Raw genomic sequence first — 13,045 nt, 5'->3', positions numbered from 1 at the left:
GGCCCCCACCGTGAGGTGGGGGCCTTTCCTTGTGCCCGCGCGGTGTCCGTGCGCTGTCGGGTCGAGCCCGGACGAGCATTCCGGCTGCCCGTCCGGACTGCCCAGTGGTAGTCCAGAAGGACTCTAGCGCGTGACCCGACCCTGTCACGGGCGGGCTGAAACGCCCATCTGGGCGGCTGTCACGTACCGCGGTCGCAGCTCTTGGAACGGAGGCGCGGCTGCCGCGCGCCGTCCCAGACGTGAGGAACCGGGGGAATCGATGACGGAGCCAGTGACCTTCGCCGAAGTGCTGTCACGGCACGCCGAGGAGCGGCCGGAGCAGGACGCCTACCTGTTCCTGCAGGACGACGGGGCCGTCCGGGGTGCCAGGCCCGCCGCCCCGGACGGGCTGCGGGCGGAGCGGCTGACCTACCGCGAGCTGGACCTGGCCGCGCGCAGGGTGGCCGGCTGGCTGCTGGAGCGCGGGTTGACCGGTCGGCACGTGCTGATCCTGCAGCCCGACGCCCAGCGCTTCGCGGTCTCCTTCCTCGGCTGCCTGTACGCGGGCGCGGTGGCGGTGCCGGCACCCTCGCCCAACGGCCGTCACACCCGTGACAGCCGGGTACTGGGCATCCTCAAGGACGCCGCGGTGGCCCTGGTGCTGACCGACCGTCAGTCCGCCCCGCAGATATCGAGACTGCTGGCGAGCGCCGGCAGCACCCAGATCCCGTGCCTGGCCCTGGACGGCGCCGAGCTGCCCGAGGCCGACGGCCGGCGGCTGCCCGCGGCGGGCGCCGACGACCTGGCCGTCCTGCAGTACACCTCCGGCTCCACCAGCGAACCGCGCGGTGTCATGGTGACCCACCGGAACCTGCTCGCCAACCAGCGCCAGATCGCGGCCCTGCTCGGTACGACGCCGGAGTCGCGGATCGGCGGCTGGCTGCCGTTCCATCACGACATGGGCCTGGTAGGCCAGTTGCTGCACCCGCTCTGGCTGGGCGGGACCGGGGTGCTGCTGCCGCCCGAGACCTTCGTCCGGCACCCCGTCCGGTGGCTGCAGGCCGTCAGCCGGTACGGGATCACCGTCAGCGGCGGGCCCGATCTGGGCTACGACCTCTGCGTGCGCCGGGTGACCGACCGTCAGCTCGAAGGCCTCGACCTGTCCGGCTGGCGGACCGCCGTGAACGGGGCCGAGCCCGTTCGGGCGGACACCCTGCGGGCGTTCGCCGAGCGCTTCGGCCCGGTAGGTTTCAGCTCCGACGCCTTCGTGCCCGCGTACGGGCTGGCCGAGGCCACCCTGCTGGCCTTCGGACGTCCCGCCGGGCCGGGCGGGGCCGGTCCGGTCGAGCGGGTGGTGGATGCCGGATCGCTGGAGAAGCACCAGCTCAGTGACCCACTGCCCGGCGGCTCCGTCCGCAGCCTGGTGAGCTGCGGTCGCCCCGGCTCCAGCGGCCTCGACCTGCGGATCGTCGACCCCCGGACCCGCCGGACGCTCGACGAAGGCCAGGTCGGCGAGGTGTGGGTGCGCGGAGAGAGCGTGGCGCAGGGGTACTGGAAGCGTCCGCTGGAGACCAACCGGACGTTCCGGACGGCCACCGCCGAGGGCGAGCCGGACTTTCTGCGCACCGGCGACCTCGGCGTGCTCCGGGACGGCGAGCTGTTCATCACCGGCCGGATCAAGGACCTGCTGGTGGTGGCCGGCCGCAACCTCTACCCGCAGGACATCGAGCGCACGGTGCAGAAGGTCAGCAGCCTGTTCGGTTCGGCCGTGGTGTTCGCGGTGGAGCCGGACCGCAGCCACCTGGTCGTCGTGCAGGAGGTGCGGACGGGCAGCCGCTACGACCTGGACCTGCCCGCCCTCAACCTGGCGGTCCGCAGGTGCGTCTCGCAGGAGTTCGAGGCCAGGGCGGGCAGCGTGCTGCTGGTCCGGCCCGGAACGGTCCGCCGGACCACCAGCGGCAAGGTGGAGCGGTCCGCGATGCGGCGGCTCTTCCTGGCCGGGCGGCTGCAGGCCCTGCACCAGGTGGTCGAGCCCGAGGTCGCACAGCTGGTCGGCGCCGCCCCGATTCGTACGGAGGCACCCTGATGACCCTTTCGACGACGGCCATGGCCACGGCCGGTGCCACCGAGCCGGCCGTGCAACGGCGGCTCGCGCAACTGGAGGAGGGATTCGGCGACCCGTGGGATCCGGCCAACCCGTACGGTCACAGCGCAGTGCTGGCCGCCGACGAGCGTGGCGAACTCCCGGCTGATGCAGTGCAGTTGCTGCACCGGATCGGGTTGAACGCGGAGTTCGTGCCCGAGCGGCTCGGCGGCCGGTTCGACCGGGTGGACGTGCTGGCGCGGATGTTGCGCCCGGTCTTCCGGCGGGATCCCTCGCTCGGTGTCGGCTACGGCGCCGGGTCCTTCCTGGCGGCGACCTCGGTCTGGGCCGGCGGCACCGAGCGGCAGCAGCGCCAGGCCGCCGAGGTGCTGCTCGGCGGCGGCAGACTGGCCGTCGCCTACCGGGACCTGGCCCACGGGAACGCCTTCCTGCGGGACGAGTTCAGCCTCAGGTCCGATCCGTCGGGCCGGGGCCTGCGGCTCGACGGTGCCAAGCGGGTGATCGTCAACGCCGCACACGCCGACGCCCTGGTGATGTTCTGCCGTACCGACACCCGTCCGGGCAGCCGGAGTCACTCGGCCCTGCTGCTCGACCGGGCGGCACTACCCGCCGACCGGGTGCGCGACCTGCCCCGGTACCGGACGGTCGGCCTGCGCGGCTGCTGGATGAGCGGTCTCGGCTTCGAGGACTGCCCCGTCCCCCGGGACGCCCTGCTCGGCGGGTGGGGTGACGGCGTCGACCTGGCGCTCAGCTCCTTCCAACTCACCCGCAGCGTGCTGCCCTCGATGGTGCTGGCCGGCTGCGACACGGTGCTGCGCACCGCCCTGCGGTTCGCCCTCGACCGGGGTCTGAACGGCCGTCCGGTGATGCGTAATCCGCAGGCCAGGGCCAGTCTGGCCGGCTCCTTCGCCGACCTGCTGGTCTGCGACAGCCTGGCCCTGACCGCGACCCGCGGCGTGCACCTCCACCCGGAGGCCACCGGCGTCTACGCGGCGGCCACCAAGTACCTGCTGCCGATTCTGCTCAGCGACCTGGTCTATGACCTCTCGGTGCTGCTCGGCTCCAGCCTGTACGTGAAGGAGGGTGAGTACGGGATCTTCCAGAAGCACGTCAGGGACCTGCCGATCACCAGCCTCGGACACTCCGGCACGGCGGCCTGCCAGTCGACGATCATCCCCCGGCTGCCGGTGCTTGCGGACCGGGCCTGGTTCGCCGAACCCCAGCCGGACCCGGCGCTGTTCCGGATGCTGGACGACCTGCCCGCGCTGGACGTCACCCGGCTGGGCGCGGTCGGCGACAGTGACCCGCTGGCCGCCGAACTCGTCTCGGCGGCAGTCTGGTTGGAGCAGTCCGAGGCGGGCGGGGAGAGCCGGGACGTGCTGCGGGTGCTGGCCCGGTCGCTCGTCGCGGAGCTGCACGAACTCCGCTCGGCCTGCCGAAGCCTGTCGCTCCAGGACCGCAACGGGCTTGCCAGTCCTCGCAGTTACGCGCTGGCGGACCGCTACACCCTGCTGCTCGCCGCCGCCGCCGCCCTGGGGGTCTGGCGGCACCAGCAGGGTGGTCCGGAGACCTTCCTGGGCCGGCCGGCCTGGCTGGTCACCGCCCTGCTGAGGATCTGCCGACGGCTCGGCCTCGGCCTGTCGGAGCGCGCCCCCGGCGCCGACGATCAGGTGCTGGAGGAGCTGTTCCGCCGCTACCACTCGGGCGGCAGCTTCGACCTGTACGACTCCCCGACCGCGGCCCGCCCGGCGTCCTGAGAGCGCACCGCGTCGCAGATGCCCATTGGAGGGACTGAATATGATGTTTCGTCAGAGGTGCTGCCGACCGGCCGGCCCGCAGCAGTGCGCCGCCGCCGGGGAGCGGTCATGAGCCCGCGGGCGGAGAGCCCCGGCGCGGTGCTCGACCGGCCGGCACCGGGGCTGCTGGAGCTGGTGTCGGCGGAGGTCGCCGCGGTGCTGGCCGACCAGGCCCCGGAGACGGCCGTCCCGGCGAACGCCGACGCGCGGTTCTACGACGACCTCGGGTTCGACTCGGTGATGCTGATGCAGTTGAAGTACCGGATCGAGAACCGTCTCCCGGAGCTCGGTGAGCTGTCGCTCTCGGAGATGGTGGGCAGCCTGGTGAGCGTCACCACGCTGGTCGAGTACCTGACCGACCTGACCGACCTGACCGACCTCGCCGAGGAGGGCCGCCCATGATGCCGGTCACCGTTCCGGCGGCGGCGGTCGGTGCGCCGATCCGGCTGACCGGCCCTGACGGTCCGTGGGATGCCGTCCGGGAGGCGCTCGACGTGCGCGGCAGCGCGGTCCTGGTGTCCCGACTGGGGGACTGGCTCCCGGTGGCGGAGCCGGCCGTCGAGCCGTCGGAGCGGGAGGTCGCCGTGCTCGGCCGCGACTGGGCGCGCTACCAGGCCATGTCGCACGAGCAGGTCAGGTCTCGCTTCCTGGCCTCCCGGCTGCTGCTCAAGCACGCGGCGGGCAATGCGTTGCAGGCCTCCCCGGAGTCGGTCGACCTGGCGTACAAGCTGGGCGGGCGGCCGTACCTGCGAGGCTGCGACCAGGTCGACATCAGTCTCAGCCACACCGAGGACCTGCTGGTGGTCGGCCTGACCCGCCGGGGCTGGATCGGTGTGGACGCGGAGCTGGAGAGCCGCCGGCTGCTCGGGACGGGTGCGGAGAAGCAGATCTGCACCCCGCACGAGACCGCCCGGCTGCAGGAGCTGCCGGAGCAGCAGCGGAACCTTGCCCTGGTGCGGCTGTGGACGCTCAAGGAGGCCTACAGCAAGGCGATCGGCCAGGGCCTGCGGTTCCGGTTCACCGAGTTCGGCTTCACGCCGACGGCAGGCGACGAGCGGGTCCAGGTGCTGCGTCCGGACGGCTCGCCCGGCACCGGGGACGAGTGGAGCTTCGGCACCTGGACGGTGGACGACGGTGCCTACACGGTGAGTGTCGCCCTGTTCGACGCGGGTTTCGGCGACACCGCCGATATCGCGGCCCACACCATGCTGGACGACGGTCTGTTGGACGCACTGATCGAAGTCGCCGGTATGACTGTCCCGCCACCTGGCGCCTAAAGTGATCCTTTTGCCGCTGGGTCTACGCTTGATCATCTGACGTTTGTTCGTCGGATCGATTCGAGCGGGGGGGATTGTGATTCGGGTACTGCTCGCTGAGGATATGCACATGGTCAGGGGGGCACTGGTGGCCCTGCTCGGCATGGAGCAGGACATCGAAGTGGTCGCGGAGGTCGACCACGGGGACTCGATCCTCCCTCAGGCCCTGGCCCATCGGCCGGACATCGCGGTTCTCGACATCGACCTGCCCGGTGTGGACGGGCTGACCGCTGCGACCCTGCTGCACGAACAGCTGCCGAGCTGTCGGACGCTGATCCTCACCAGCCTCGGCCGACCCGGCACGCTGCGCCGGGCGATGGCGGCCAAGGTGGGCGGGTTCCTGCTCAAGGACGCGCCGCCGGCCGAGCTGGCCCAGGCGATCCGCAAGGTGGTGGCCGGGGAGCGGGTGGTCGACCCGCAGCTCGCGATGGCGGCCTGGGATTCGGGGGAGAACCCGCTCACCAAGCGGGAGGTGGACGTGTTGCTGATGGCCGCCGGCGGGGCTGAGGTGGTGGAGATCGCGGCGGCGCTCTTCCTCTCGGCGGGCACCGTGCGCAACTATCTGACGACCGTCGTCACCAAGCTGAACGCTCGCAACCGGGTGGACGCCATCCGGATCGCGGAGGAGGCCGGCTGGCTGCTGCTCTGACGCCGCTGACGGTGACTCAGGACGCCACCCGCAGGTTCACGGCCGGTTCGAGCGGCGCCTCGGCGACCAGCTGGAACCGGCCGTCCGGCCGCACGCCCGCGGTCAGCCGCCCGCCTATCGCCGCCACCCGGCTGTCGAGGTTGGCCAGCCCGCTGCCGCTGCGTTCGCTGAACTTCCGGGTGGCGGCGGCCGCCGTCTCGGGTTCGTCGGTCACGCCGTCGTTGACGATGGTGAGCCTGACCAGCGAGCCGTCCCGCACGGTCGTGACCAGACAGTGCTGCACTTTGCTGTGCCGGAGCATGTTGGTGACGGCCTCGCGCAGCACGGTGGCCAGCACGGTGTCGATCTGCCCGTTCAGGGAGAGCGGGGGGTCGCAGAGCCGGACCTCGACGTCGATGTCGGCGGTACTGAGCATCGCCTCGGCCGCCGCGACCTCGCCGGAGAGCGACATGTCGCGGTAGCTGCTGGCGACGGCGCGGACGTCGGACAGCGCCTGACGCGAGATCTCCAGTATCGAGGTCAGCTCGTCGACCGCCCGGCCCCGGTGTTTGGGGACCAGCCGGATGGCCACCTCGCTCTTCAGGGTGATCGCGGACAGGCTGTAACCGAGCAGATCGTGCAGGTCCCGGGCGAACCGCAGCCGTTCCTGCGCCACCGCCATCTGGGCCAACTTCTGCTGCGCCCGGTGGAGTTCGACCACCAGGCCGGCCAGTCGGCTGAGGCCGTAGACCACCAGCCCGCTGAGCATCGTCGAGATGACGACGTAGACGGTGGTCTGGAAGTCGCTGTGATTGGCCACCGCGATCGCCGGGATGGAGAGCGTCACCAGCGTGAAGGCCGTCCAGCCCCAGACGGTCGGCAGCAGGAGCAGCGCCGAACCCGAGAGGAACCCGCCGGCCGCGCCCCAGACATCGCCGAAGAGGAAGATCGGCAGGTAGGTCAGCAGGGCTTGGGCGCTCAGCGTCCAGTTGCCGTATCTGCGCCGGAACGCAGCCATCTGGGGTAGTGAGTGGGTGAGTTGGATGACGTCGATGACTGCGAAGCACAGCGTCCCGACCACCGGAGTGGCCCCGCCGGGTCTCGCCACCGAGAGGTTCACCGAGACCTGCACCATGAACGCGACCAGCACGAAACAGAGGATGACCACCGCGAACCGGGGCACCGGAGTGTCCGGGAGGTCCCGAGCCCGGCGTCGTGCCACCGCGCGTAACCGCCTGAATGGTCGTCGGGCTTCCTGCGGCAGCGAGGCCGAGGGCTGCCCTTCTCCTGACTGGACGCCCATCCGTACCCTTCCGGCTTGCCGACTCCAGGACCGAGCCTAAGGGTTGGCGGCTCGATCCGGCACGGAATTCCAACTTGGCAGGCGGGTTACAGGTGGGTTACCGGCGGGTCAGGGGCACCCGTCCGCCGGAGCGTGGGACGGGCCGATGATCAGTTGGCCGACGGGGGACTCGGACCGCCAGTCGAGGCCCACACACCGGGGCGCCAGGTCGGCGTCCGAGTTCCCGAGAACGGCGGTGGTCAGGCCCATGACGGTGGCCGCCAGGTTCAGGGTCTGCAGCGCGGCCCCGGTGTCGCGGAGCACCAGGGCGTAGCCCAGGGCGCTGAACTTCCAGGTGACCCGGGAGAATCGTGCGGTCAGCGTGATGATCGCCGGGGGAGCCGCGGTGAGACCCGCAGCGGCCCGGATGCAGGTGAGGAGCTCGGCCAGGTCGGCCTCGTTCCGGTTCACCAGGGTCAGTTGGTGCTCGGCGGGGTCGTAGTGGAAGATGCCGGGCGGCAGCCCGGCGCAGCGGGTGACCGTGAGATACGCCTCCAGCGGATGGCTCCCGCTGATGCTGGTGTAGGGGCGGTCGCTGATCTGGTAGGCGGCCGGCGCGGTCGGGTCCACCGACACCGAGCGGACCCGCAACGACCGGTGCAGGAGTTCACCGATCTGAGCCATGGTCAGCTCGCTCTCCGAAGCCTGCCCGAGGGGGCGAGGGCCGGCGTCGAGTGCGTCGGCGAGCGGTGCCGGACCGTCGGCCGTGATGCCGTGGACGGCCGGCAGCGGGAACCGCGGCCCGTCCGGCAGCGGCCGGACGGCCGGCTCGGGCACCAGGCGAAGGGCGTGGGAGAAGGTGGCGCCGAAGTCGTGGTCGTGCCGGCCGGTGGTGCTCCGGGTGTGGAAGAGCAGGTCCACCGGGGACCAGGTGGCCAGGACGGGGTCGCTGTCTTCGGCGAACGTGGGCTCGGCGGAGGCGGATTCCGGCTCGACGCCGTGGTCCTCGTCGGTGATCACGAGTCCGGCCGCCAGCAGGTGGGCGAGCAGGTCCAGTACGACGGAGCGGGGGAGCGGCACGGTCTTGAGCAGTTCCTCGGGCGTCGCCGTCCAGCCGAGCGAGGCCAGCAACTCGCCCCCAGCCCCCCGGTGGGCGGTCACCCGGAACAGCGAGAGCGGGGACTCCAGCACGAAGCCCCGGCCCTCGCTGTGCAGGTGGGCGAAGCGGGACAGCCGGACGGGCCGGTCCGGCGGGACACCGGGGAGATCCAGCGACGCCCTCGGCGACATGGGGACGAACGACAGCAGTGGGGACTGCGAGCCGGTCATCCCGATCGAGCGGACGACCAGGTGCTGAATCCCGTGCAGGGCCCGGGAGAGTCGCTCCTCGGCGCCGTCCTCGGCGCCGTCCAGCACGTTCCGGAGCGAGACCGGCCCGAGTCGCATCCGTAGCAACGCCTCGCGGGTGGTCCGGTCGGGCCGGACCACCCGCTCGGTCTGCCAGCGGCTGTGCAGCAGCACGTCCCCGCCCGGATCGGGCAGTTCGACGTGGACATCCTCCCGCAGGGACCACAGGCGTCGTGGCGCCAGGTCTTCGGGGTCGGGCGAGACGATCACGTCGGTCTCCGGCGTCGGCGCTGTCCAGGACTCCGAGGTTGGCGGACGACGCTCGAATCTCACTGGAGCCGGACTGCTCGGCCCTTCGATCGCCGGTAGGTCTCAGACGAACATCAGGGTCGGGTTGAGGTCCTGATAGGCCGTCGGTTCGGCGAGCCGGCCGAGGGTGACCGGCACGTCGTACAGGCGCCCCGGGCCGAACCGCGACCAGAAGGACCGCATCCCGGGTACCACCACCCGCACCACGGGGAGCCCGATGTCCGGGCGGGTCTGGTCCAGCACCAGCAGTTCCATGCCGTGGCGGCGGACGAGTTCACCGGCCGCGGTGACGTCGTCCCGGAGGTCGGGGCGCACGACCCGGGGGTGAGTGTCGGGCCCGGTGGCCGGCCGGTCGTCGTGCGGGAGCAGATAGGGCCGGCCGGCGGTGGTGGCGGTGCGCCACCACCGGAGCGCGTCGGGGTCCCGGAGGGTGTAGCCGGTGCCGTCGGCGGTGGCGCCCACCGCGCCGGGGAGCAGCTGGTTCATCTCGGCCAGGGCCCGTCGGACGGCGACCGACGGGTCGAAGTGGGCGCCGAAGCCGAACACGATGTCCTCGGCGGGCTTGTCCGTCCGACGGGACAGCGCGGCCATCACCGGGACGCCGAAGTCGGCCGTCAGGTCGAGTGCCCAGACCTCTCTCCCCAACTCGCGGTGCACCTGCTGGAGTTCACCGATCCACGGGTCTGCGAAGGCGGCCAGATCCACCCCGGGCTGACGAGTCCGGTTGTACCACCACAGGGCGACGGCGTCCCGTTCCACCAGTTCGAAGAACCCCTGGAGGACGGCGTCCTCCAGACTGCTGCCGGCGGCGCACCCGTTGGAGTCGGCTCTGGCGAAGTGCTTTCCGGGCACCGGGCGCGGTGCGTCGTAGTAGAGCAGGGAGGTGGGCAGCATCCGCTGCCGCTCCTCGGTGAGCGACCAGACCGGCGTCCAGTCGATCGGGGTGCGGTCGTCGAGCGGATCGCAGACGTAGTGGAAGCCGGAGTGCCGGGCGTTCCAGCGGGTGCGGTCACGGTACTGGCGCTCGTCGTACAGCTGGATCCGGTTGGGGTGGACGGCCGCCTCGCCGAGCCCCCGCAGGGTGTCCCGGACCACGGGCTCGTTCTGCTCGTACGTGCCGGAGCAGCGCTCCAGCGCCTCGCACAGCGCGCTGACCCTGGCGTCCAGTTCGGTGACGCCCTTGCCACCGCTGAACTGCCGGGTGCCCGGCAGGCCGGGCGAGTGCGTGGCGAGGTTGTGCCCGGAGATGAAGGAGTTGAGGAACGAAGGCCCGTACCGGGAGCGGCTGATCTCCTTGACGGCCCCGGTCACCGGACTCACCAGGTGTCCGTACCTGTCCAGCACCTGTTGCGGCGTCAGGCAGCGGTGGCCGTTGCCACCGATGGAGGTCTTCGGCCGGGAACGCAGCAGCACCGGTCGGGCGGCTGCGGACGATCCGGCTGCCGGCGTTCCGCAGTCCGGGCACTGCGGGCGGTGCACGAGCGTGTGGGTCCGCGTCTCCAGGGTCAGCGTGTCGAGCGTGTGGACCGCCCGCTGCCCCGGATGCCGGTGCCCCGTAAGCCACTTGACGGCCTCCAGGGCGGCCAACTGCAGGCCGATCCCCTGGGTCACCGGCAGTGCGGCGGTCGGGCCCTGCGGTGCCTCGCGCATCCGGAGCGCCTGCTGGAGGGCCAGTTCGGGCTGCCGGTGGGCGCGCAGCCGGTGGGTCAGGCAGGACCAGCAGGCGCCGGTACCCGGCTCGAACACCGGGCCGGTCCAGACGATCGAGCCGGTCGGGTTGGCGAGCAGCCAGGGCTGCCCGACCGCCCGCTGCCGGGCGTCGATCCGGCGCAGCGCGGGCGCGAGGTAGTCGTCGCAGACGACCACGGTGAGATCCGCGTCCTCGATTCCGGCCTCGGGCGGGAGACAGGCGAGCCCGGCGCCCTCCAGTGCCTGCCGCACCGCCGTCCCGTCCACCCGGCCCACGGTCAGCACCCTGGTTCTGGCGGTGCCGGCCCGCTCGGCCGAGTTCGGTCCTTCCAGGCCGGCCAGATCCCAGAAGGCCTCGGCGGCCCGGAAGTCGGGAGAGCCGCTCGCGCGCGGGGAGCGGTAGGAGACCAGCCCCGCCTCGGAGAGCGAGCAGAGCAGCTCGGCTATCTCCGCGGCGGTCGTACCCGGGGCATCGCGGACCAGCGCCGCGATGCCCCGGGTACCGTCCAGCAGTGGACCCACGGTCTCCAGGTGGGGGGCGTGCAGACGTGTCGTGCCCCGCTCCGAGATCAGGTAGACGCCGTCCCCGGCGACCACCTCGGCCCGTACGTGGCGCTTGAACCCCACCAGGGAGCCTCGCGGCGACGGCACCTCGCGGATCGCGTCAGGCATCATTCGCCGGAACTCAGACAGATGCTCATCATGGCCGCGGCCGCCCGGCCGAGATCCTCGACGACCACCGGCGGGTGCTGCGACCGGCGGAGCGCGGGCGCGGCCGTGCCGGCCGGCAGCGTCACGTCGAACTCGGCCAGCACGGCCCGGGGGTCGACGGCGTACCGGGCGCGCAGTTCCGGGTCGAGGTGCGTCCAGACCACGAGTTCGGCGAAACGCCAGTCGCACTCAAGGTCGCGGGTGGACGGTGCAGAGGGAAGATCGGTGGCACGCACGAAGACTCTCCGGTTGCTCAAGGCTGCCTGAACTGGTGGGTGGTACGCCTCGGAAGTCTGTGTGATTCGGGCGGCGCCGGGACAGTGGAACCGTCATGCGTCGAGGGTGAACTTCTCATGCCCGCAGGCGGGGTGAAGTCCCGGTCAACCCGTGAAGATCTCACTGTCGGAGCAGGCTGTGCGCGTGGCAGTCTCTTGAGAGCGCATCCGGGTGCGGTGGCTCTCGGGGCGCACACTCAGCTCTCGAAAGGAGGCGGATCCGTGCAGATCAATCTTCTGGGCCCCTTCGTCGCTCATGAGCAACAGACGTCGATTCTTCCCACCGCGGCCAAGCCGCGGCAGATCCTGGCGCTCCTGGCTCTCCAGGCGAACCAGATGGTGACCGTACCGACGCTGATGGAGGAGATCTGGGGGGAGGAGCCGCCGCGCACCGCCACCACCACGCTCCAGACCTACATCCTGCAGCTGCGCAGACGGCTCGCGACCGCCTTCGGTACGGACCAGCACGCCGCGGCCAAGGGGGTCCTGGTCACCCGGCACGGCGGCTACCTGCTCGACGTCCAGCCGGGCGAGGTGGACAGCTCCGAGTTCGAACGGATCCTGGGGCTGGGACAGGCCGCGTTGGCCGCGGGGGACGACGCGACCGCCTCACTGCTGCTCGGGCAGGCCCTCAAACTGTGGCGCGGCCCGGCTCTGGTGGACGTTCAGGTCGGCCGGGTGCTGGAGATCGAGGTGCTGCGGCTGGAGGAGGCCAGGCTCGGTGCGTTGGAGGGCAGGGTGGCCGCAGACCTCCGGCTCGGCCGGCATGCGAACCTGCTCAGCGAGCTGACGGTGCTCTCGGCCCGCCACCCCATGCACGAGGGGCTGCACGCCCAGTTCATGCTCGCCCAGTACCGCTCGGGCCGCTCCTGGCAGGCCCTGGAGACCTACCAGCGGCTGCGCAGCACTCTGATCGCCGAACTCGGCATCGAGCCCTCCGCCCGGCTGCAGCGCCTGCACATCGCGCTCCTGGCGGCGGACCCGAGGCTCGATCTGGTCGACGACGAACCGGTGTTGGAGCTGGACCGCGTCGTCGGGTGAGAGGTGACCGTCGGGCCGCCCGAGCGGGTCTCCGGTTGACATCGAGCACAAACCGAGTGCCGCTCTAGGCACCGTTTCTACGGTCCGCTGTCATGACCACCGTGGAGGAGTATCTCGCGCCCGAACCCGCCCTATCCAGCCCGCCCTCCGCTTCGCGGGGGCGGGCTGTCGAGTTGCACGAGCTCAGAGCGAAAGTGCTGCGCGGCCCCAGTGAGAAGGCCACCGAGGCGCAGCATGCCAAGGGGAAGTTGACGGCTCGTGAGCGGATTGACCTGCTGCTGGACGAGGGGTCGTTCCGTGAGGTGGAGCCGTTGCGTCGGCACCGGGCGACCGGTTTCGGGCTGGAGGCGAAGAAGCCGCACACCGATGGTGTGATCGTGGGCTGGGGTACGGTGCACGGCCGGACGGTGTTCACCTACGCCCACGATTTCCGGATCTTCGGTGGTGCGCTGGGTGAGGCTCATGCGCAGAAGATCCACAAGATCATGGACATGGCGATTGCGGCCRGTGCCCCGCTGGTGTCGCTCAACGACGGTGCCGGCGCCCGGATCCAGGAGGGCGTCACCGC

At 71.4% G+C, this 13,045-nt stretch carries 11 protein-coding genes; 7 read left to right on the top strand and 4 right to left on the bottom strand.

Annotated features, from left to right (window positions below):
• Positions 1-259: 259 nt before the first annotated feature.
• From ACXJMZ_RS33800 to ACXJMZ_RS33780, 5 genes are all read left to right on the top strand, one after another.
• Complete coding sequence (locus ACXJMZ_RS33800) at positions 260-2,065, top strand: fatty acyl-AMP ligase (RefSeq protein ID WP_457033840.1); 1,806 nt, start codon at positions 260-262, stop codon at positions 2,063-2,065.
• Positions 2,065-3,840 carry an acyl-CoA dehydrogenase family protein gene (locus tag ACXJMZ_RS33795; RefSeq protein WP_457033839.1) on the top strand — a complete coding sequence of 592 codons (1,776 nt, stop codon included), beginning with the start codon at positions 2,065-2,067 and terminating at the stop codon, positions 3,838-3,840. Before ACXJMZ_RS33800 ends, ACXJMZ_RS33795 begins: the two co-directional genes overlap by 1 nt.
• A 108-nt stretch (positions 3,841-3,948) precedes the next feature.
• Complete coding sequence (locus tag ACXJMZ_RS33790; RefSeq protein ID WP_457033838.1) at positions 3,949-4,281, top strand: acyl carrier protein; 333 nt, start codon at positions 3,949-3,951, stop codon at positions 4,279-4,281.
• Positions 4,278-5,156, top strand: coding sequence for a 4'-phosphopantetheinyl transferase family protein (locus ACXJMZ_RS33785; RefSeq protein ID WP_457033837.1), 879 nt, complete (start codon positions 4,278-4,280; stop codon positions 5,154-5,156). The genes ACXJMZ_RS33790 and ACXJMZ_RS33785 overlap by 4 nt, the downstream gene beginning before the upstream one ends.
• A 76-nt stretch (positions 5,157-5,232) precedes the next feature.
• Positions 5,233-5,844: a response regulator transcription factor gene (locus tag ACXJMZ_RS33780; protein ID WP_457033836.1), complete on the top strand. Its 612-nt coding sequence runs from the start codon at positions 5,233-5,235 to the stop codon at positions 5,842-5,844.
• 16 nt (positions 5,845-5,860) lie between these two features.
• Here ACXJMZ_RS33780 and ACXJMZ_RS33775 read toward each other — a convergent pair whose 3' ends face one another.
• From ACXJMZ_RS33775 to ACXJMZ_RS33760, 4 genes are all read right to left on the bottom strand, one after another.
• Entirely contained in the window at positions 5,861-7,006 is a 1,146-nt protein-coding gene (locus ACXJMZ_RS33775) for a sensor histidine kinase (protein WP_457033835.1), read from the bottom strand.
• 228 nt (positions 7,007-7,234) lie between these two features.
• Positions 7,235-8,722, bottom strand: a complete 1,488-nt coding sequence (locus ACXJMZ_RS33770; RefSeq protein WP_457033834.1) for a SagB family peptide dehydrogenase — start codon at positions 8,720-8,722, stop codon at positions 7,235-7,237.
• Positions 8,723-8,824: 102 nt separating this feature from the next.
• On the bottom strand, positions 8,825-11,077 hold the full coding sequence (locus ACXJMZ_RS33765; RefSeq protein ID WP_457033833.1) for a TOMM precursor leader peptide-binding protein: 2,253 nt from the start codon (positions 11,075-11,077) through the stop codon (positions 8,825-8,827).
• 44 nt (positions 11,078-11,121) lie between these two features.
• Positions 11,122-11,397 carry a TIGR04351 family putative TOMM peptide gene (locus ACXJMZ_RS33760; RefSeq protein WP_457033832.1) on the bottom strand — a complete coding sequence of 92 codons (276 nt, stop codon included), beginning with the start codon at positions 11,395-11,397 and terminating at the stop codon, positions 11,122-11,124.
• 261 nt (positions 11,398-11,658) lie between these two features.
• On the opposite strand from ACXJMZ_RS33760, the gene ACXJMZ_RS33755 reads away from it, so the two are divergent.
• Positions 11,659-12,477, top strand: coding sequence for an AfsR/SARP family transcriptional regulator (locus ACXJMZ_RS33755; RefSeq protein ID WP_457033831.1), 819 nt, complete (start codon positions 11,659-11,661; stop codon positions 12,475-12,477).
• Positions 12,478-12,569: 92 nt separating this feature from the next.
• The coding region (locus tag ACXJMZ_RS33750) for a carboxyl transferase domain-containing protein (protein WP_457033830.1) at positions 12,570-13,045 on the top strand (476 nt) is incomplete at its 3' end.

The organism is Kitasatospora sp. P5_F3, assembly GCF_054049135.1.
This window is presented reverse-complemented; position numbering and strand designations above follow the sequence as displayed.